The organism is Sorangium sp. So ce1014 (genome assembly GCF_051521505.1).
Taxonomy (GTDB): Bacteria; Myxococcota_A; Polyangia; order Polyangiales; family Polyangiaceae; genus Sorangium.
In genome coordinates, this window is record NZ_CP150356.1 from 8568807 (window position 1) to 8588011 (window position 19205).

The following is a 19205-nucleotide window of genomic DNA, read 5'->3' on the forward strand; positions in this document are numbered from 1 at the left end:
GTGGCGCGAGACGCGACGCGTGAACGGGGCGCCACACCTCGGTCGCTTACGTCGGTTGTCCTGCGTCTGCGGCGATGGGCAGCGTCTCGCGGGTGATTTGCAGCAGCACTTCGACTTTGCCTTCGTCGCTCTCGAGCCCGATGCGATGTGCGCCGATTCCCCAGTGCTCGTCGGGGCCGAAGACGAGCGTCTTCTCTCCGACGAGGTTCCACGAGTCGTCGAAGCCGCCGTCGTGCTCCTCGACCCTCGCCGTGAGCGGGAAGGAAATGCGAGGCGCATCGCACGGTCAAGGACAGGTAACGTAAGATATCTTCTGCGAAAGAGGCCAGAGGCCCCCGCCGGACCAAGCTACCATTTTGGGTGCCCGCGGAATGTGCGGGGCGTGCCGACCGCGACACCTCTGCCATGGCCACTCCGAACGGGGACCTCCACGCCTCCGCCACGAGCTCCCTCGACACACGCCGTTCGCCACGAGCGTCTCACCGCGAGACGGCGACAGCCTCGCTATTGCACGCCGCGCGGCAACATGATTGCTCGCGCTGGCGCTCTCCACGCTGGGCGCGGGCTGCGGGGACGAAGCGGCCGATAACGGCGGGCGGGGAGCGACGCTGCCGTGCTATCCGCCGAACGCCGCGGTGGCCGACGGCGACCCGAACGCGCTGTACGCAGCCATCGACGTCGCGCGCTTCGACTTCCGACTTCGCGACGAGACCTGGGCGGAGCTCCAGGCGAACGCGCTCGATGAGGAGTACGTCGAGGCGGAGGCTTGCTATAAAGAGAGCAGCCTGGGCCTCGTGGGCCCGCGCTTCAAGGGCGGCTACGGCAGCCTCGAGCTGTGTTTCGAGGAGCCGCAAAGGCTCCCCTGCCCGAAGCTCAGCATGAAGGTGAGGTTCGACGAGTACGTCGACGGAAAGCGCTTCTACCGACAGAAGCGCCTGAACTTCCATTCCATGATTCGCGACCCCACGAAGCTCCACGAGCGGCTCGGCTACGATCTCTACAGGGACATGGGCGTGGTCGCCCCGAGGAGCGCGTGGGCCACGCTGTACGTGAACGGCGAGCCGCTGGGCCTCTTCTCGATGGTGGAGGACGCCGACGGCCGCTTCACGGAGAACCAGTTTCCCGAGGATCCGGACGGCAGCCTCCACGAGGCGGCCTGGCCGGTCACGGTCGACCCCGATTACTACGCCGAGAAGATCGCGACGAACGAAGAAAAGGCCAAGCACGATCGTTTCAGCGCGTTCGCGGAGGAGCTCGCGTCCACCGAGGGTGCGGAGCGCCTCGCCGCCCTGTCGACGCGGATGGATGTCGAGGAGCTGCACCGCTACATGGCGGTCGACGACGCCATCCTGAACTGGGACGGGGTCACGACCTTCTACGTCGACGAGGAGGGCTCCGCAGCAAACCACAACTACTTCGTCTATGAAGAGCCCTCGTCGGGCAGGTTCCGCCTCGTCCCGTGGGATCTCGACAACACCATGAGCGTGTGGAGCCGGCGCTACTTCGGCACGGTGCCTCACTGGACGGAGACGCCGGACCCGTGCGACGAAGACATCGCGGTCCTGGATGGCAGCTCGCACGTGCGCGCGCCCGGCTGCGACGTGCTGTTCAGCGCCCTGAACCAGGACCTCGCAGGCTACCGGAGCGCGGTCCGGGACCTGCTCGAGGGCCCGTTCCGCGAAGGGCGGCTCGAGGAGCAGGTGGACCGCTACGCCGAGCTGATTCGCCCTTCCCTCGCGCAAGAAGCGCGCGGGCTCCCCCTGTTCACGTGGGACGAGGACGTCGCGAGCCTCACGCGGGAACTATCGGAGATGCGCAGCCGCATGGAGCGCCTCCTCGACGACGCGGCCCGCGCGGAGCGCGGCGACTGAGGGGTCCGCCGCGCGCGCGGAGCGCCTCGGCGCCTCAGGGCGCTCTGACACCGCCTCCGGTCAGCGCGCTGTCCAGGTGCCGTTCATTGCCTCGCAGATCAGCCTCGCGGCCTCCTCCGTGAACCCTTCCGCACGGTAATAGTACATCGTCATCGTCTCCTCGCCGCGGGTGAGGACGCAGGTACCCAGCACGTCGTCCGTGGAGCAGCTATCGACGAGCGTGGCCTCGAGGTCTGCGGAATCTTTGCATTGGCTTTCCTGCTCGCCGATGTCGTCGGTCTCGATCTCGCCGCAGCTATGGACCGTCACACCGCTCGCGTTGGAGGACCTGAGCTCGCAGGCGACCTTGCCGGCGGCCTGATCATCACCGCCGCATCCAACGACGAGCACGAACACGAAGACAAGAATGTTGCGCATGGCGATTCCTCCTTGATGAGCGCTCGCAGGAGCGCGACGTGGTGAGATGTCCACCTCGCGCGAGCAGGGTGGCCGGCTCCGCTCGCGCTGATCGTGGTCTCCCGGCGCCATGTTCGGCGCCGAGCGCCGGGATCACGGAATCGTCACCCCGCCCCTGGCGCGAGCTCGACTTCTACGCCGAGCTCGCGATGCCCATCCCGGCGGCGGCCATCGCCGAACTCCTCGGCCTCGACCCGGCGCTGCGCGCCCATTTCCAGCGCTGGACCGCGGACGTCGTCGCCACCGCCGCGGCCACGCCGGAGATGAGGCCGGGCATCCGCGCCACCATCGTCGAGCTCGAGCAGTACCTCCTGGAGGTCATCGCGCCGCGCCGCGGCGCGGGACGATCTCGTGAGCGACCTCCTGGCGGCCCGGGTCGACGGCGTCGCGCTCACCGAGCCCGAGCTCGTGAGCTTCCTCAGCCTACGGGGCTCACGCGACCTGCTGGCGTTGCCGATGGTGCTGCTCGCGTGCTGGTGGTCGAACAATCAGGGGAGAAAACGATGAAGAGGTGCTATCCGCCGGCGACCTCCCGCGGCTTCCCCTCGGCGATGGGCTTGCCATCGTCCAGTACCACGATGCGATCGGAGAGGATCATCGTCGCGTGCATGAGGTGCTCGAGCATCGGGGTCGTGACCCCCTGACCGCGGATGTGGCGGACGATATAGATCCTCCGCGCTCGCCCCGCCTCGGGCCCGGGGACCCAGGGGTCGGCCTGCCCAATTTCACGCGCCTTCCGAGGAGCGTCGACTGCAGCCGTGGAGAGGGTCTAATGTGCCATTGAGAGCCAGAGCTGGCCGTGGTCGTGATCCCCCCAGCAGTACACCGTACCATCCGTCTTCAGCCCGCAGTTGAAGTTGGTACCCACGCTGATCTCGACAAAGGTGCCCGTGGGGTCGATGGACTGGCCGTACGAATTGCTCCCCCAGCAATCGACCGTGCCGTTCGCCTTCAGCCCGCAGGTGTGATCTCTACCCGCGCCGATCCGGATGAAGGTGCCCGCGGGCTCCGCGGCCTGGCCAGCAGCGTTGCTCCCCCAGCAGTCGACCGTGCCGTCGCTCCTCAGCCCGCACGAGTGGTACCAGCCCGTGCTGACCTGGGTGAAGGTCCCCGGCGGGTCCGTGGCCATTCCGTTGCTGTTGCTTCCCCAGCAGTCCACCGCCCCGCCCGTCCTCACCCCGCACGAGTTGCTCCAGCCCGCGCTGACCTGGGTGAAGGTCCCCGACGGAGCCGTGGCCATTCCGCTGCCGTTGCTTCCCCAGCAGTGCACGGTGCCGTCCGTCTTCACGCCGCAGTTGTGAAACGAGCCCGAATCGATCTGAGCATAGTCTCCAGGCGGATTGGTGGCCTGGTTCCAGTTATTATCGCCCCAGCAGTACACCTTGTTGTTGGACGTCAGCCCGCAGGAGTGAAGGTTGCCCGCGCTGAACTGGGTGAAGCTCGGGGGCGGCGTGAGGCCGGCAGGCAGCGTGGCCTTCCCGTAATCGTTGCGCCCCCAGCAGTAGCTCGTGCCATCCGTCTTCACCCCGCAGCCATGGTCGAGACCCGCGCTGATTTGCGTGAACGTGTCCGTCTGCGGCGCGGCCTTCTGCGCGTAGTTATCTCCCCAGCAGGCCACACGCCCGTCCGCCGTGATGCCACAGGCGTGCGTGGCGCCGGCGTTGATCTGGAGGAAGATCCCGCTGGGCGGTGACGACTGGCCGGAGGTATTACTTCCCCAGCACGTCACCGTGCCGCCCACCCTCAGCCCGCAGCCGTAGTAATTGCCGATGCTGATCTGCGTGAAGGTGCCGTACGGCGGCGAGGACTGGTTTTCTGTGTTGCGCCCCCAGCATCCTATCGTGCCGTCTGTCTTCAGCCCGCAGCTGTGGTACATGCCCGAGCCGATCTGGGTGAAAGTGCCCGGCGGGTCCGTGCCCTGGCCTTCTCCGTTGCGCCCCCAGCAGAGCACGTTGCCGTTGTGCCTCACTCCGCAGGTATGGAAGCCGCCGGCACTGACCTGGGTGAACTCGACGGTCTGGTCCTCAGCCTGGCCGTCTCCGTTGAGCCCCCAGCAGTCCACAGAGCCCCATCCCGTCTTGACTCCGCAGCTGTGGTAGTAGCCCGCGCTGACCTGGACGAAGGTGCCCGGGGGATCCGTGGACTGATTTGTGGTGTTGTCCCCCCAGCAGTTGACCGAGCCGTCCTGCCGCACGCCGCACGTGTGGTAAGAGCCGGCGCTGATCTGCCGGTAGGCGTCGCTCGGTTCCGTGGACTGGGCATAGGTGTTGCTGCCCCAGCAGACCACCGTGCCGTTCGTCCTCAACCCGCAGGTGTGCGCGCCCCCCGCAGAGACAGCGACGGGACCGAAGGCTTGCGGGCTCGGGTCAACTGAAAGTGAACCCCAGCAGTCCACCGAGCCGTCCGCCTTCAAGCCGCACGTCATGCCGGCGTGTGTGCTGATCTGGGTGAAACCACCCGGGGGGTCCGTCGCGCCGCCCTCGTTGTTAGACCCCCAGCAGGCCACCGTGCCGTTCGTTCTCACCCCGCAAGTGTTGTTGTAGCCCGAGTTGATCTGGAAGAAGCTGCTTGCAGACTCCGCGTGCTGGTTATAGCTGTTGTCCCCCCAGCAGCGCACCGAGGCGTCATACTCCAGCGCGCAGACGTGCTTCGAGCCGGCGCTGACCTGGACCCACAAGCCCGTAGGCTCGATGGTCTGTCCGACGTCGTTGGCCCCCCAGCACGAGAGCGAGCCGCTCGTCATCACCCCGCAGGTGAACTCGCCGCCCGCGCTGACCTGCGTGAAGGTGCCGGTGGGAGCGGTCGCGCGGCCGTGGGCGTTGTTCCCCCAGCAGTGAACCGTGCCGTCCGTCCTCACCCCGCAGGTGTGGGATGAACCGGCGCTGACCTGGAGGAACACGCCCGGGGGATCGTCCGCTTCGCCGATAAAGTTCCACCCCCAGCAGTCCACGATCCCATCTGTCCTCACGCCGCAGGTGTGGTGCCAACTGGCGCTGATCTGGACGAACGTGCCCTCGGGAGCCGTCGCCTGGCCGTGGTCATTGTTCCCCCAGCAATGCACGGTGCTGTCCGGTCTCAGCGCGCAGGCGTGCCCGGCGCCGGCGGTCAGGATGGTGTCGTCGGGGATGGCGTTGATCGGCGCGTCGTCGTCGCGGAGACCTTGCGAGACCGCGGTGAGCTCGCTGCTGTCCGCTTCCGGCTCTCTCGGCATCTCGCCGACACACCCGAGGAAGAACAGCGCCAGGACGTTCAGCGCGGCCAGGGTCGAGAGACGCTCGCCGCCCCTCGCGCGCAGGCACGAAGTCAAGCCTCTTCTAGGAACGTGGTTCAACATAGATCGTTAAATTACCTTGTTTGACACCCAAGAACGCGACCGCCGCGAGAGCTGGATCCGCAGGCCGCTCGACGCTGCACGTCCGCGCTGCGGCGTCCTGCCGATCGCGCTGTCGCTGCCCGCGAGCGTCCTACGAGGCTCCTCGCCGGTGGTGACGAGGCGCCGGGGCCATCGCGTGGCAATCCTCGCGCCAAGGCTCGCAAGCGGTCGCTCAGCCCGGTTCTGGCGTTAGCACCGGCCGAGGCGCTGTCCGCCGGGTGTGGGATGTCACGCCCGCACCGTGACATGTCACGCTCGCACCGTGACATGTCACGCTCGCACCGTGACATGTGAGGTCCGACCCAGCGCCCGAGCGCGTCGTCGATACCGAACACGGCGGATTGGTTGTCGCACGTGTCATCGCAGCTGCCTGGTCGCATAAGGCCCGTTCTGTCGATGAGCTCGTACAGTCGGACTGCACGAGTCAGGAACGGCTCCGAGAATCTTGACTTTGCGGAGCGCGTTTGCTTGTCCTATCCGCTCACGCTCCCCACGCCGCTCCGGGTTCAGGCCAACATGACCTACACCGTCTCGGTGTCGAACAGCAGCGAACGCTGGTACGCTGCCACGAACGGCGGCTTCAATTCGCCATCAACAACCGCAACCTGGTCACCTTCGTCGGCAGCGGCGTCTACAGCACCTCGGCCGGCGCCCGGCCCACCCAGACGTACCAGAGCAGCAACTACTTCCGCGACGTCGTGTTCGAGGCCGAGCCGTTCGTGACCTTCAGCGACAACTTCGAGGACGGCAACCTGAACGGCTGGGACCAGTCGTACGCCGGCTTCACCGTGGCGACCGACGGCGCCAACAAGGTGCTCACGTATTCGTACAGCAACTCGAACGCCAAGCTCTTCCCCCAGGCGGTCAACTGGAAGGACTCGAGCGTCGAGGCCCGGATCAAGATTCCGAGCTGGTCCGGCGCGGGCAGCGTGGGGCTCAACGCCCGCTACAACATCCACACGCTGGACCGCTACACCTTCATGTACAAGAGCACGGGCGAGCTGGAGATCGCGGTGCGCGACAACGACGTGGTGGTGTCCTCGGTGAGCAAGTCGCTCACCCTGACCCCGGGGACGTGGCACACCTTCGAGGCGCTCGTCGAGGGGACCAGCCTCGAGCTCTACGTCGACGGGAACCTGGAGCTCTCCACCACGGGCTCGCCGCGTACTTCGACGATTTGTCCGTCACCCAACCCTGATCAGCGGCGGCGCCTCGCGCCGCCGCTCCCTCACCCGGGGATAGCCAGCCCTCCCGCTGGAGCTGCGGGCATACCGGGCCACATCGGAAGGATGTCATCATGGCATTGTTGAAGAACAAGGTGATCATCATCACGGGCGCCACCTCGGGCATCGGGGCGGCGACGGCCATTGAGGCGGCCAGGGAGGGGGCGTCCGTCGTGCTGGCCGCGCGCCGGGAGGAGGTCGGCGCGGCGCTCGTGGCCCGGATCCGCGATCAGGGCGGCACGGCGACATTCGTGCGGACCGACGTCACGCAGGAGAAGGACATCGAGAACCTCGTGGCCCGGACGGTGCGCGAGCACGGGAGGCTGGACGGCGCGTTCAACAACGCCGGGGCGCTGGACGCCCTGGGGACGCTGGATGCCATCTCCTCCGAGAGCTACCAGAAGGTCCTGGACCTGAACCTGCGCTCCATCTTCCTGTCCATGAAGTACCAGATCCCGGAGCTGAAGCGGCAGGGCGGGAGCATCGTGAACTGCTCCTCGATCGGCGGCAAGGTCGGGGCGCCCGGGTTCGGCGTCTACGTGACCACGAAATTCGGCATCATCGGCCTGACCAAGGCGGCGGCGCTGGACCACGCGGCGGAGGGGATCCGGGTGAACGCGGTGTGCCCCGGGCCGGTGGAGACGGAGATCTGGGATCCGCACGCCGAGCAGGGCAAGCAGATGCTCCAGGGATTCGCGGCGGCCACGCCCATGAAGCGCTATGCCCGGCCGGAGGAGCTCGCCAGGCCGGTGGTCTTCCTGCTCTCCGACGGCGCCTCGTACATCACCGGCACCGAGCTGCTCGTCGACGGCGGCTACACCTGCGCCTGAGCCATTCCCATGACCGATGCCCCGGCCGGGGCAACCAACTCGAGGAGGTACCATGTTCGCAACCACGAGGCAGATCGCCGGCGCGAGCCTCGCATAGGTCATTCTCGCGTGCGGCTGCGCCACCGAAATGGCGACGGACGCCGAGCCGTCGGAGGCCTGGGCGCCCGTGCAGTCGGAGGCTCAGGCGCTGTCGCACCAGCCCATCCAGTACCAGCTGGTGCGCGCGGCGGAGTACCGCGGCCACTCCACCACCGCGTCGGGCGGATAGGACAAGCAAACGCGCTCCGCAAAGTCAAGATTCTCGGAGCCGTTCCTGACTCGTGCAGTCCGACTGTACGAGCTCATCGACAGAACGGGCCTTATGCGACCAGGCAGGCCTTCCACGCCTGAAACGCCTGGGATTACCGCGACGTAGCACCAAGCGGAAGGCATCCTACCGTATAGCTGTACCCTACTGGCGGCGCGCCACGGCGCGTTCGGCCCGAGCACGCCGCTGCGCCTCAGCAGCGGGCTCGGACGCGCCCCGTAGATGGATCCCCGCGCGCGACCCTGGTCCGCAGCCGAGCTTTGACCAGACGGCACCGCGCCTCCTGGCACGCGAGCGCCTCGATACCTTCCGCGTGAGCGCACCGTTGAACGATCTCAGAGCGGGCGGGCACTCAGCGAAGTAGCACCGACGCCAGGTCGCCGGCCCGTCCGTAGACCTGGGTCGCCGGTGCTCTCACGCGCCAGGTCTCCCGCTGTTCTCGGGAGCTCGCGGCGCGCGTTCTTCTTCCACCCGACTCGACGGCGTTTTTCGGAATCTCGGTCTTCGACCGCCCTTTCAAAAAGCTGCAGATCAGCGCTCGATACCCTCGAACGCCGATTCAGGTCGCACTTTTCCCCGAGGAGCTCGCATGAATCGTAGTCGTTATTTGTTCTCGGCGCTGCCCTTCCTGTCCGCTCTCGTGGTCGTCGCGTGCAGCGACGCCGAGAAGGGCAGCAGCGGCTCATCCGGCTCCGGTCCGGAGAACGGCAACGCGGAAGCGCTGCCGTGCGACGTCGACAAGATCCTCTCCACGAAGTGCCAGACCTGTCACGGGGCGTCCCCGATGTTCGGCGCGGCGTTCCCGCTGGTCGACCGGAGCGATCTGCTCGCGCCCGCGGTGAGCGATCCCAACAAGAAGGTCTACGAGCTCGTCGCCGCACGCGCCCGCGACACCGCGCGCCCCATGCCTCCGCCCCCAAACGAGCGCCTGACCGCCGCGGAGCTCGCGATCTTCGATCAATGGATCGCCGCCGGCATGCCGGCCGGTAAAGACACGTGCGTCGACCCGGGCGGCGGCGGAACCATCGACCCTCCGACCCTGAGCTGCACACCGGATATCCTGCTAGCGCCGTCCGCGCCTTACGTCATGCCGAAGGACGTCCAGGACCAGTATATGTGTTATGGGGTCGATGTAGAGATCGGCCAGAAACGACACCTCGTCGGGATCGCACCCCAGATCGACAACAGCACCATTGTACACCATATCCTGCTCTTCAAGGCGGATGAGGCGTCTCCCTCGACGCCCACGCCCTGTGAGGGGGGCGACATCCAGGGGGCTCTTTTGTCCGTCTGGGCGCCCGGCGGCGAGGCCACGGAGCTGCCGCTAGAGGCGGGCTTCCCGCTGGAAGGCACGGCACACTTCGTAGTCCAGGTGCACTACAGCAACATCAAGGGCCTCGACGGGCAGCAAGACAGCACCGGCTTCAACGTCTGCACGACGACGGAGCTCCGCCCCAACGACGCCGGCATCTTCTCGTTCGGCACAGAAGACATCGACATCCCGCCTCACGGCTCGCTCGACGTGAGCTGCGATTACCAGTTCCCGCGGGATATGGGGGCGATTTCGGTCATCGGTGTTATGCCGCACATGCACGATCTCGGCAAGCACCTGTCGAGCAACACGGTGCCCACGGACGGCAGCGAGCCGAGCAACCTGGGGCTCGCCGATCCGTGGGACTTCGACAACCAGATCTGGTACGACAACGATACTATCCTTCGAGGCGGCGACACCGTGAGGACGCGTTGCGCGTGGGACAACCCGGGCAACAGGGCCGTGGAATTCGGGGAGCGGACGGAGGATGAGATGTGTTATAATTTCGTGATGTACTATCCGTCTCAAGAGATAGAGTTGACTACTCCGACGGACGACGCGTCCTGTGTGACGACAAAATAGACCAGCTCGTGCAAGACGCGCGGCCTGTGCCCGAGCGGAGGCGCGCGCCGTTCGGTGAGAGCGCTCGGGCCACGGCCGGCCCCTCGGTCGGCAGCCCCAGGTGGACCAAGATAGCGGTCACCACCTCGGGATCGTGAAGGTCCGCGATCACCCGACGCCGACCGCCACAAGGGCAGGCGAGGACATCTTCGAGGTACACGCGGCGAAGCAAACGGGCCCAGTCGAACCGCGCGCCGACGACCTGCACCACGCCGCTGCCGAGGCGGGTCCTGCCTGGGCTCCAGCGCGGCACGTCGCCCTCCTCGGGCACCTCGTCACGCCTCGCGCCCCCATCGACGAGGCTCGCCGCCGCGTTGCCGTCCTCCTTCTCCTTGCCCTTGCGCCTCTTCCGCTTCGGGGCGTCGTGGGCTGCCTTCGCCGCCGCAACGCCTCCGCGGCCGTACACCACGACGGCGGCGCGCCACGGCGCGTTCGGCCCGAGCACGCCGCTGAGCCTCAGCAGCGAAAATCTCGGCGGAGGAATCAGCCCTGCAACGCGGGCCAAGAAAGAGACAGGCGTCATGCTCCTGGGGTTCGCTCGCGCGGGCGCGAGGCCGGAGCCGGGCGCGCGCGCCGAGGTGCGCCCCGTGATCGACGACCTCATGGTCGAGCTCGTCCCTGTCGCGGTGGAGCTCGGCGCGGAGCTCCGCGTCGACCCCTTCGCCCCGTGCGCGGTGGCCGCGAGCCCCGGCGTGCTGACAGCATCCTCGCCAACCTGATCCGCAACGCGCTCAAGTACCTCGGCGACGCGGCGACCTGTCGCGTCGTCGTCCGGGTGCTCGACGACAGAGATGCTGTGCGGATCGAGGTGGAGGACACGGGGCCTGGCATCGCGCCAGCCGTCGAGCAGCTGGTGTTCGAGCCTCACGTCCGAGCGCAAGGCGCTCGAGTGCCGGGTCTGGGCCTGGGCCTCGCGACCGTCAAGCGCCTGACCGAGGCGCACGGCGGCCGCGTGGGGCTCCGCACCGTCGTCGGCGAGGGGAGCGTCTTCTGGTTCGAGCTGCCCAAGGCGAGCGCCGAGGCGGCGCGCGCGGCCGACGTCGGCTCCAGCGCCAGCGCGTGACCTTCCGGGAGGCTGCGACCCGGCCGCTCCGCAGGCGGCGCGAGGACGCGCCAGCGCTGCTGCGGGAAGTCGCCCCGGTTCAGCAGAAAGACCGGCAGCGCCTACCGTGACATGTCACGTGACATGAGACATCGGCAGCGTGACATGTCACGTGACATGAGACATCGGCAGCGCGCTGCCGCGCTGGAACCGTGCTCTCAGGCTGGGTTCGCGGCGGCCCTTGCCTCGCGGGCTTTACGCTCATGCGCCGGGCACCGCCGCGATGCCAGGCCGCGTCGGATGGCATCATCGTTGCCAGACGAGCCCTCCGGGCGATGCCAGAGGACAGAAATAAGCCGACCTTGGATGGTCTGCGCGCCGCGAAGCGCGCGCCACGGCCTGGGGTGCCGCCTGCTCATGCCAGGGCCATCCGCCCATGCACCGCGGCATGGTCGCGGCGCACGGTCGCCGTGCACCGGCTCGTCGGTGCTCCCTGCCGTGATGTTGACGATAACCGTACGACCCTCATCAAGGAACCAAAGGACCTATGCGCTTGACGCAGCGGCTTGCAACGATCTGCGCCGGAGCCTTGCTCGCGCTCGCCTCCGCCCCAGCCGGGGCGGACCCGCCTCCGGCCCCCTGGGGCTACGACCCTCCCACGGTGGAAAGCACCACGTACGAGGCAATGTGCAGCCACCACGACGAAGAAGAAGGGCCGTTCGAAGGAGATTCTTTCACTGGAGTTGGATGTACTGGTGTTCCTCCGATATCGCCGACGTGCGAGGGACCTTTCTGCCCCACGGTCACGTGCTCTCCCTGCGCGGAGCCCAACGAGGCGCCCTCCACATGCGAACAGAAGTGTTGCACTTCGCCTGTCACCACGACCCAGAAGTGCCCGGGGACCTTGGAGGTGCATGAAAGGCACAACGGCTGTGGTTATGATGAGGATGATGAGGATGACGATGATGAGGAGGACTGCTGTAAGCCGGGGTCCGTCGACTATTTGAATGGTGTAGTGAATGTCCTGCCCTACCTGGAGAGGCCGGCGGAATGGCCGTTCTCTGCCGACCCCGACGTCGACGATAGCTGCACCGTCGACGACAGCCCGGGCATCGCGACGGCCATCGAATGCGCAGCGTCGCTCTCGACCCTGAGGCGCACCGTCTATTTCCCTGCCGGGCGATACGTGGTGCGCACTCCGATCAGACCTCATTACGACGATCTGACCCTCACGGGACCGGAGCTGTCCGCGGACGCCGTCTCTGGCGATCCCGACACCGCGACCCTGGTGGCGGTCCCCTGCAATCCGGAGCAATTTCCCGGGGTAATCCAGGTCGACACGGCCCTCAGGGCGGACGACACCATCCCCGAGGTCCTCAACGAGGTCTGGATTCGCAATTTCCAGGTCGCGCTCACGGACGGTCCACGGTCGAGGGCCAACAGCGGCATTCACGTCAACAAATGCTCGGACTGCCTGGTGGAGAACGTCATCATGCGATACGAGCCCCTCGTGGAAGAGCTGCCTTCCTGCAAGCCGTCCAACCTGGATGGCATCACGTTCGCCGTGGGATCCGGGGGCGCGATCCGCAATGTCATCGTGGACGGCGTACCGAAGGGCGGCATCTACCTGGCGTCGGACGCCGCCCTGCATGGCACGCCGTCGATCGAAGTGGAGAACTGCGAGCTCAAGAACATCAACGGTCCGGTCGGAGCCACCGCGCTCAAGATCATCGCCGCCAACGTGACCGTGAGGAACTGCGAGATCCACCACAACCAGATTCATCCTGCCAGTGGATCATGGGCCAATGGTGGGCACGGAGTACAAATCTTCACTCAGGCGCCGCTCAACGCCCCAGTCGCGGTGCCCGCAGACATCCGGATCGAGAACACCTACTTTCACCACAACGCCGGCTCCGGCGTCGTGCTGGCGAGCGCCACGCCGGGCTACGTCCCGACGGGGATCCGGTTCTATAGGGTCAAGTCCGCTTACAACCAGTACTATGGCGTGAACATCCAGGCGGGCACGGACGTCGAGATGAAGGACGTCTGGGCCTGGGGCAACGGATCTTACGGCATGTACCTGACCGCGAAGGGGTCGCTGCCCGCCAGCACGTTCCGGATCGGCGACGTACTCCTGGAGGACCCGCTCGTCTTCGACAACCATCTCAAGTTCGGGTCGGGTACCAACAACGCGGGTATCAGGATCGAGGCCAGCGACGTCACCGTCCTCGGCGGCGAGGTCGCGGTTTGTACCGAGGAGGGCGAGGTGCAGGGCAAGTCCGTCCAACAGATGTGCTGGAGGGCGGGCCCGGAGGATACGCTCTTCTACCCGGTGGGCAACGTCGTGTCGGGCGTGATCGCGACCACCACGTCCGAGCCAGAGATAGGGGATTGTCCTTATGATTGAGTCGAGCAGTCCACGGGTTCTGCGCGTCATCAAGCCCCGGCGGGAGGTCTGACGCCCCGGGCTCCTGCTGCGAGCGCTCGACGCGGGCGGGCAGCCCCAACGTCCTGGCACACGTCGTGTCACCCCGGACGCTCTCCTGGAAACGTCCGAGCACACGCAGCGTCACTCGGCCCCCACCCGCCCGCCCCGCCGCCCCTCACCGCTCCGTGCGGTCGAGCCACGCGCGCGCGTCCTTCTCCAGCAGCGGATCCCCGAGCCGCACCGACAGCTCCAGCAGGTCCTCGTACTCGCGCCGCGCCAGCGCGTCGTTGCGCGCGTTCTTCAGCAGCATCGCCGCCGCCCAGCGGCCCTGCAGCACGTCGTGCCAGTGTATCCGGACGACAAGCCGTGAAGACGTGAGCCGGTACACCCGCCTTGGGCAGGGCAGCGCCGCCGGTGCCACCGATCTCGCCCGGCGTCGCCGTCGCCGATGTCGCCCCCGGGTCGCGCGGCACGAGCTACAGCTCGCCGGCGAGCGCGAGCACGAGCTCGCGGTGGGGCACGCGGCCGCCCTGGCAGGGGTCGCCCTCGTTGGCGTCGCCCTCGCCGGGGCTCGCCCCGTCGCCGCCCGCCCTGGCCAGCGCTCGCCCCCGGTGGGGGTCGCCGGTCGCCGATCTTGAGCGCGCACGCCCTCGCCGCCGGTGCCGGTCGCCGGTGCCGCCGGTCGCCCCATGGGCATCGCAGGGCAGGACGTCGAACACGAGCTCGCCGTGGGGCAGGGAGGTGCCGCCGCCCGCGCCCCCGGTGTCGCTGTCGAGCACGCGCTCGCCGATCTGGCCGGCGTCGCCCTCCCCGATCTCGGGCACGAGGTGCCGCCCTGCCGGTCGCCCTCGCCTGGGCAGGGCATGGCGGTGCCGCCGCCGCTCACCCTCGCCGCGGGCGGAGCGCCCGTGTCAGCGCATCGATCCCGCGAGCACGCCACTTGTAGGCCGTGCTGCGGGGCGCGTCTTGCTGCTCCGCCGCTTCATCCATCGACATTTCGTAGAGGTCGTGGGCCATGATCACCGCGCTCTCGTGCTCGGGCAGCTGGCGCAGCGCCTCGAGCAGGGCGACGCGCATCTCCTGGCGCTCGACGGCTTGCTCGACGTCCGGCCGCGAGTGCGCGGCCACCGGCGGATCTGCAACGACCTCCTCGCGCCGCACCCGAGCAGACTCGAGGTGATGGCTGACATGGTGATAGGCCAGCCTCCGGAGCCAGCACGCCAGCGCGCGCGACGGCTGCACGTCCGGATCGGGGCAGTAGCGATCCTGCTCCGAGGCTTCCCACGCTGCGAGGAGCACGTCTTGCGCGAGGTCTTTGACGTCCTCCCTCGTCGCCTTCCCTCGAAGGGCGCGGGCGATGAGGCCTCGCACGAGGCGCGCTTGTCCGACGAGCTCGGCGGGGGTGATGCGCCTTGCGGCAAAGTCCCGCCCCGATCGGTAGATGGCCGCGAGCGCAAAGAGGACAAGATGACACAGCGCTACGTCGAATCCCGAGATCGCCATATGCTCGCCACGTGTACCGCGATAAGGGCCATGAACATCACGATGAGGATTTGTTGGGCTCTCTGCCAGGTCAGGAAGATGTTGCCGCGGTAGGGTCCACCCGTGACCATCGCGAGCTCAACAGAGACGATGATGCCGGCCGCAAGCGCGCGGAGCGACAGCGGCTCACGCGACCGGAACCAGATGAGGAGACAGCCGAGCGACGCGCACATCGCCGCGAGCTCGACGGCCAGGTAGAAGCGCTGCAGGTCTGCGCCGCGTGGGTAGGTCGCCACCATGAAGGCCAGGGCGGCCGCGTAGGCCAGCAAGACACCCAATGGCCTGCGCTTGGCGAAGATCCAGATCGCGAGCGCGGCGACGCCGGCGGGCCAGGCGATGAACAGCGCGCCGTCGACATCGACCGCTACGCGCTCCCAACCCGTGAAGGGAATGGCCGCGGGTTCAAGGCCCTGCGCCCGCATCGCGTCGCGCGCGGGCGCGATGACGAGCTCCCGCAGGGCGCGCCGGCCAAGGTTCACGAACAGGTAGAGGGTGAGGAGCCAGGCGATGGGCCGGTGATCAGGCTTCCGACGGGCGATGGCCCACGCGAGCGCGGCCGCCGCTGCGGTCGCCGCGTAGGCCAGGAGCACGAGGTTCATGGCCCGCGCTCCCGCCCCGCCGCAGGCACCCGGCCGGACATGTGAAGCAACATGCGGGCGAGGCTACTTGGCTGCCCACGGCGTCCAAAAACCCGGCGCTGATCAGCGGCGACGGCGAGGGGAGAGCGATTCGGGCGGCTGCCGGATCACCGGCCGGAGGAGAGGTGGATCAGGAGCGCGTGCGCCTCACGGTGCGGCGCACGAGGCCCAGCCCGAAGCCGAACACGGCCAGGAACTGCGCGAACCAATGGGAGACGATGTGGGGATCAGGCGGTTCTATGGCGAGCATGGCCGCGAGGCTACCAGGGCCGGCCCGTGGATGTCGTCCGCTTTCTTGGCCCGATGGATCCGCCTGTGGCACGCGCGCCCGCGCGAGGGACCGGCGCAGCGTCAAGCGGGAAGTCGCGCTCGAGCGAGGCCTCGCCGTGACGGCGCCGCCGGCGGGCAGCCGGCCGAGCGCGGAAGGCTACCAGGGCTTCCGGCCGGTGGGTGTCGATTTCGCGAGACGAAATCGGGCGCGTCCGTAAGCGCCGCTCGCTCTCGAGGCGTAGCTCGCCTCCTCGCCGCCGCGCTCCCCGGCGGAGCACCGGAGCGCTCGCGGTGCCGCTCGCCCCGTCCGCCTCGCTGCCCGCCGCCGGGGGCAGGGAGGTGCCGCCGTCGTGCCGGTCCTCGTGCACACGGGCGACGTCCGGATGACGGCGAGCGCCCCGCCGCCGGGGCAGGGAGGGTCATCCCTCGCCGCCCTCGTGCTCGAGCTCGCGATGCGGCTCGCGGTGCCGCTCGACCTGGGCAGGATGGCGCCGCCGCGCTCGAGGTGCGTCTCGACCTGGGCAGGGCAGCGCCCCCAGAGCGCCCCCCGGCGGAGCTCGCGGTGCCGCGCCCGCTGCGCCGGGCGACGCTCGCGCCCACGACGGGGTGAGGACTCGGCGAGCGGCTAGGACATCCAAGGGCGATCTGCTGCGGAGCCCCCCGTCGGCGCTCCGCCGCCGATGCACGGACCGCGGCAGCTTGCCCGCTCCAGGCGCAGCGCTGGCGGCGTGTGGCCTCCGGCGGGCACACGTCCCCTTCGCCCCCTTCCTCGCGCTCGCGTCACGCTGCCTCGCACCCCGTTGGGTCGCGCGCTCGGGCCACGGCCGGCCCCTCGGTCGGCAGCCCCAGGTGGACCAAGATAGCGGTCACCACCTCGGGATCGTGAAGGTCCGCGATCACCCGACGCCGACCGCCACAAGGGCAGGCGAGGACATCTTCGAGGTACACGCGGCGAAGCAAACGGGCCGTCATCACCAGGTGCGTCGCCCCGTTGCGCCTCGGCCTTCTCAACCGATACGCCACACGGCCGTCCGGCAGGAGCGACAGTCGCTCCAAACTGAACGGCGGACGCGCACCGTAGCGGCAGAGTCGCTCGCGTCCCTCGCATCGTCGGCGCGCACCGTGATACCCGCATTCACGTTGAAGCCACCGACCTCCGCCACGGCACCTTGCCTCGTGGCGCATGCGGCTCGTCGTCGTCGCTCCCGAGCTGCGCGCCGCCGTCGCCGAGTCGCAGGAACACACCGTCGAAGAGCCCCATCTGCATGCACGCTTCGAGCGGCTCGACCTCGCGTGGCTCGTTCGAGCGCTCCTCGGCGGGTCGCTCGTCGATGAGCTTCCTTCGCCGGAGCCACCGCACCATCCGCTTCTCGACGCGCGCCGCTACGTGCGCGATCTCCTCGTGCGACGGCGCCCGCCCTTCGTGAAAGACGAGCGCGCCGTCGTCCGCCTTCGTGAAGACGCCGTCGACCGCCACGACGTGCAGGTGCACGAAACACCGGAGCATGGAATCGAACCGCTGGACGAACGTGACCGCCCCGGTCTCCCCGCCCTGCACCCCGAACGCCGCCGCGCGTTGCTTCTGCCACCGCGCGATCTCCTCGACGAAGAAGCGGTTCTGCGCGGTGAGCGCGTCAGGCCGCAGCGCGAGCACCCGACGCACTTCATAGGGCGCCGTGAGCACCCACTGCCGGAGCGGCACGTCGGGCAGCACGTGGTCGACCAAGTGCGCCGCGCTCCCGCACATTCGCCGCGCCGAGCAGCTCGGGCACGCGCCGCGGCACTTGCACGAATAGGCCACGAGCATCTCGTCGCCGCACCGCGCAGCGGATAGGACAAGCAAACGCGTTCCGCAAAGGCAAGATTCTCGGAGCCGTTCCTGACTCGTGCAGTCCGACTGTACGAGCTCATTGACAGAACGGGCCTTGTGCGATCAGGCAGGTCTTCCACGCCTGAAATGCCTGGGATTACCGCGACGTAGCACCAAGCGAAAGGCATCCTACCGTATAGCTGTGCCCTACTGGCACGGCCTGGACAAGGACTTCAAGCTCAACCTCGAGACGAACCACGCGACGCTCGCCGGCCACACCATGGACCACGAGATGCAGGTGGCCGCGGACAACGGCATGCTCGGCAGCATCGACGCCAACCGCGGCGACTACCAGAACGCGTGGGACACCGATCAGCTCCCCTACAACATCAACGAGACGGTCGAGGTGATGCTCATCCTTGATCACCCAGCCGGCGCCCATCAGGAGCGCTCTGTCGCCCTCGCCCGGCGCGCCGAAGAGCAGCACCCACGGCATGTGGGTCAGCACCTGAGTCCCCTCGCCCAGGCCGATAAAATGTGCAGCACGACGGGAAGTGGCGCAGCGAAGAGTTACAGGCAGAGCCCCTGTCCGCAGACGAGCCTGCATTCACAGCCGGTCTCCTGGACGCCTCCGGAGATGTTCATGCTGGTGGTGGTGCCGGCCGCGCGCAGGTTGGCTTCGATCATCTCGAGGGCGCATGCCTGGAGCTTGAAGTTGTCGGTGATCTGTACGTCCTCGCCTACGCTGCGCAAGGCATCGAGCCGCAGCGCCGCGAGCTCCGTGTTTCGATGGATCCAGAGCCGCTCGTCGACGGCCTCGATCTTGCGAAAGTCGGCTTCCAGCAGCTCGAACGCCAGATAGATCCACAACGTACCGCGAACACGCACCAGGTTCGGCATGCGGATCGCCTTGATCTGCGCCGTGACCAGCTCCCCGCTCGAGGCACTGCCCTCGGCCCGGATACCGCCCACGTCGAGCAAGCTGGGCAAGTCGAGCGTTCCGGCGAAGTCGGGGCTGACCGAAATCGTGCCGTTGATCGTGGAGTAAGCGCGCGCCGCGAGGGCGTCCGCGTCCGACGCGATGAGCAGATCGCCTTGATGGACGCTGCCCTCGAGCGCCTCCGGGCCGCTCTCGCAATCTCCAGCGCCGCCCTCTCCGGCCCCCCCTGCGCCCCCGGCAGAAGCGCCCGACGTCGCGCCAGGGTCCGAGTCTCCGCCCGAGCCGCCCTCCCCCGCCCCGCCGCCGTCGCCGCCTCCGCCCAGACCTCCCGACGGACCGTGAGAGGCCCCGCTCGTTGCGCCGCCCGAGCCCCCCGTGACCGTGTCGCCCGCGCTGGCGCTGTTCCCATCGCCCGAACCGCACGCGACGAGCAACGACACCGCGGCCATCGACGTCAGCCGGTCGAGCCACGATCGAGCCGACCGTCGGATTCTTGCGCCTTCGCCGGCAGTTCCGGGAGCTGAATTCACACCATTCATGAG

Annotated in this window: 21 protein-coding genes and 2 pseudogenes; 11 read left to right on the forward strand and 12 right to left on the reverse strand. The window is 68.0% G+C overall.

Annotated features, from left to right (window positions below; translation table 11 throughout):
- Positions 1–530: 530 nt before the first annotated feature.
- Positions 531–1871: a CotH kinase family protein gene (locus WME75_RS32365; protein WP_437479072.1), complete on the forward strand. Its 1341-nt coding sequence runs from the start codon at positions 531–533 to the stop codon at positions 1869–1871.
- A 60-nt stretch (positions 1872–1931) separates the two neighbouring features.
- Here WME75_RS32365 and WME75_RS32370 read toward each other — a convergent pair whose 3' ends face one another.
- Together WME75_RS32370 and WME75_RS32375 are read right to left on the reverse strand one after the other, a co-directional pair.
- The gene (locus WME75_RS32370) at positions 1932–2288 is read right to left on the reverse strand and encodes a hypothetical protein (protein WP_437479073.1); all 357 of its coding nucleotides are present in this window, start codon (positions 2286–2288) and stop codon (positions 1932–1934) included.
- Between the two features lie 172 nt (positions 2289–2460).
- A complete protein-coding gene (locus tag WME75_RS32375; RefSeq protein WP_437479074.1) occupies positions 2461–2649 on the reverse strand; it encodes a hypothetical protein in 189 nt (62 codons plus the stop codon).
- A gap of 29 nt (positions 2650–2678) precedes the next feature.
- Here WME75_RS32375 and WME75_RS32380 point away from each other — a divergent pair, with 29 nt between their 5' ends.
- Entirely contained in the window at positions 2679–2834 is a 156-nt protein-coding gene (locus WME75_RS32380; protein WP_437479075.1) for a hypothetical protein, read from the forward strand.
- 262 nt (positions 2835–3096) lie between these two features.
- Here WME75_RS32380 and WME75_RS32385 read toward each other — a convergent pair whose 3' ends face one another.
- Positions 3097–5634 (reverse strand): RTX toxin, encoded by a 2538-nt coding sequence (locus WME75_RS32385; RefSeq protein WP_437479076.1) that lies wholly within the window; start codon positions 5632–5634, stop codon positions 3097–3099.
- 764 nt (positions 5635–6398) lie between these two features.
- Between WME75_RS32385 and WME75_RS32390 the strand changes: the two genes are divergently transcribed.
- From WME75_RS32390 to WME75_RS32405, 4 genes are all read left to right on the forward strand, one after another.
- Complete coding sequence (locus tag WME75_RS32390) at positions 6399–7010, forward strand: LamG-like jellyroll fold domain-containing protein (RefSeq protein WP_437479077.1); 612 nt, start codon at positions 6399–6401, stop codon at positions 7008–7010.
- A complete protein-coding gene (locus tag WME75_RS32395; protein WP_437479078.1) occupies positions 6998–7753 on the forward strand; it encodes an SDR family NAD(P)-dependent oxidoreductase in 756 nt (251 codons plus the stop codon). Before WME75_RS32390 ends, WME75_RS32395 begins: the two co-directional genes overlap by 13 nt.
- Positions 7754–7880: 127 nt before the next feature.
- Positions 7881–8021 (forward strand): hypothetical protein, encoded by a 141-nt coding sequence (locus WME75_RS32400; RefSeq protein ID WP_437479079.1) that lies wholly within the window; start codon positions 7881–7883, stop codon positions 8019–8021.
- A gap of 628 nt (positions 8022–8649) precedes the next feature.
- Positions 8650–9954, forward strand: coding sequence for a peptidylglycine alpha-amidating monooxygenase (locus tag WME75_RS32405; protein ID WP_437479080.1), 1305 nt, complete (start codon positions 8650–8652; stop codon positions 9952–9954).
- Here WME75_RS32405 and WME75_RS32410 read toward each other — a convergent pair.
- Positions 9914–10438, reverse strand: a complete 525-nt coding sequence (locus WME75_RS32410; protein ID WP_437479081.1) for a hypothetical protein — start codon at positions 10436–10438, stop codon at positions 9914–9916. The two genes, WME75_RS32405 and WME75_RS32410, sit on opposite strands and share 41 nt — an antisense overlap.
- Positions 10439–10514: 76 nt before the next feature.
- Here WME75_RS32410 and WME75_RS32415 point away from each other — a divergent pair, with 76 nt between their 5' ends.
- The 3 genes from WME75_RS32415 to WME75_RS32425 all read left to right on the forward strand — a co-directional run bounded on the left by WME75_RS32415 (position 10515) and on the right by WME75_RS32425 (position 13442).
- Entirely contained in the window at positions 10515–10712 is a 198-nt protein-coding gene (locus WME75_RS32415) for a hypothetical protein (RefSeq protein ID WP_437479082.1), read from the forward strand.
- A complete protein-coding gene (locus WME75_RS32420) occupies positions 10661–11056 on the forward strand; it encodes a sensor histidine kinase (RefSeq protein ID WP_437479083.1) in 396 nt (131 codons plus the stop codon). The genes WME75_RS32415 and WME75_RS32420 overlap by 52 nt, the downstream gene beginning before the upstream one ends.
- An 889-nt stretch (positions 11057–11945) precedes the next feature.
- Positions 11946–13442 (forward strand): glycosyl hydrolase family 28-related protein, encoded by a 1497-nt coding sequence (locus WME75_RS32425; protein ID WP_437494972.1) that lies wholly within the window; start codon positions 11946–11948, stop codon positions 13440–13442.
- A gap of 196 nt (positions 13443–13638) precedes the next feature.
- Here WME75_RS32425 and WME75_RS32430 read toward each other — a convergent pair whose 3' ends face one another.
- The 4 genes from WME75_RS32430 to WME75_RS32445 form a co-directional block, all read right to left on the reverse strand.
- A complete protein-coding gene (locus WME75_RS32430; RefSeq protein WP_437479084.1) occupies positions 13639–13800 on the reverse strand; it encodes a hypothetical protein in 162 nt (53 codons plus the stop codon).
- Positions 13801–13939: 139 nt separating this feature from the next.
- On the reverse strand, positions 13940–14287 hold the full coding sequence (locus WME75_RS32435) for a hypothetical protein (protein ID WP_437479085.1): 348 nt from the start codon (positions 14285–14287) through the stop codon (positions 13940–13942).
- A 58-nt stretch (positions 14288–14345) separates the two neighbouring features.
- On the reverse strand, positions 14346–14834 hold the full coding sequence (locus tag WME75_RS32440) for an RNA polymerase sigma factor (protein ID WP_437479086.1): 489 nt from the start codon (positions 14832–14834) through the stop codon (positions 14346–14348).
- 107 nt (positions 14835–14941) lie between these two features.
- Entirely contained in the window at positions 14942–15604 is a 663-nt protein-coding gene (locus WME75_RS32445; protein WP_437479087.1) for a hypothetical protein, read from the reverse strand.
- A gap of 659 nt (positions 15605–16263) precedes the next feature.
- On the opposite strand from WME75_RS32445, the gene WME75_RS32450 reads away from it, so the two are divergent.
- Positions 16264–16542, forward strand: a complete 279-nt coding sequence (locus tag WME75_RS32450) for a hypothetical protein (RefSeq protein WP_437479088.1) — start codon at positions 16264–16266, stop codon at positions 16540–16542.
- 151 nt (positions 16543–16693) lie between these two features.
- Here WME75_RS32450 and WME75_RS32455 read toward each other — a convergent pair whose 3' ends face one another.
- Both WME75_RS32455 and WME75_RS32460 read right to left on the reverse strand, forming a co-directional pair.
- Positions 16694–17098, reverse strand: a complete 405-nt coding sequence (locus WME75_RS32455) for a transposase (RefSeq protein ID WP_437479089.1) — start codon at positions 17096–17098, stop codon at positions 16694–16696.
- Positions 17049–17756 (reverse strand): transposase zinc-binding domain-containing protein, encoded by a 708-nt coding sequence (locus WME75_RS32460; RefSeq protein WP_437479090.1) that lies wholly within the window; start codon positions 17754–17756, stop codon positions 17049–17051. The genes WME75_RS32455 and WME75_RS32460 overlap by 50 nt, the downstream gene beginning before the upstream one ends.
- A 181-nt stretch (positions 17757–17937) precedes the next feature.
- Here WME75_RS32460 and WME75_RS32465 point away from each other — a divergent pair.
- Positions 17938–18159: pseudogene (locus WME75_RS32465) on the forward strand (xylose isomerase); the annotation flags it as partial.
- Here WME75_RS32465 and WME75_RS32470 read toward each other — a convergent pair.
- Together WME75_RS32470 and WME75_RS32475 are read right to left on the reverse strand one after the other, a co-directional pair.
- A pseudogene (locus WME75_RS32470) lies at positions 18145–18255 on the reverse strand (DUF2306 domain-containing protein); the annotation flags it as partial. The pseudogenes WME75_RS32465 and WME75_RS32470 sit on opposite strands and share 15 nt — an antisense overlap.
- Before the next feature lie 38 nt (positions 18256–18293).
- Positions 18294–19112: a hypothetical protein gene (locus tag WME75_RS32475; protein WP_437479091.1), complete on the reverse strand. Its 819-nt coding sequence runs from the start codon at positions 19110–19112 to the stop codon at positions 18294–18296.
- Positions 19113–19205: the final 93 nt, after the last annotated feature.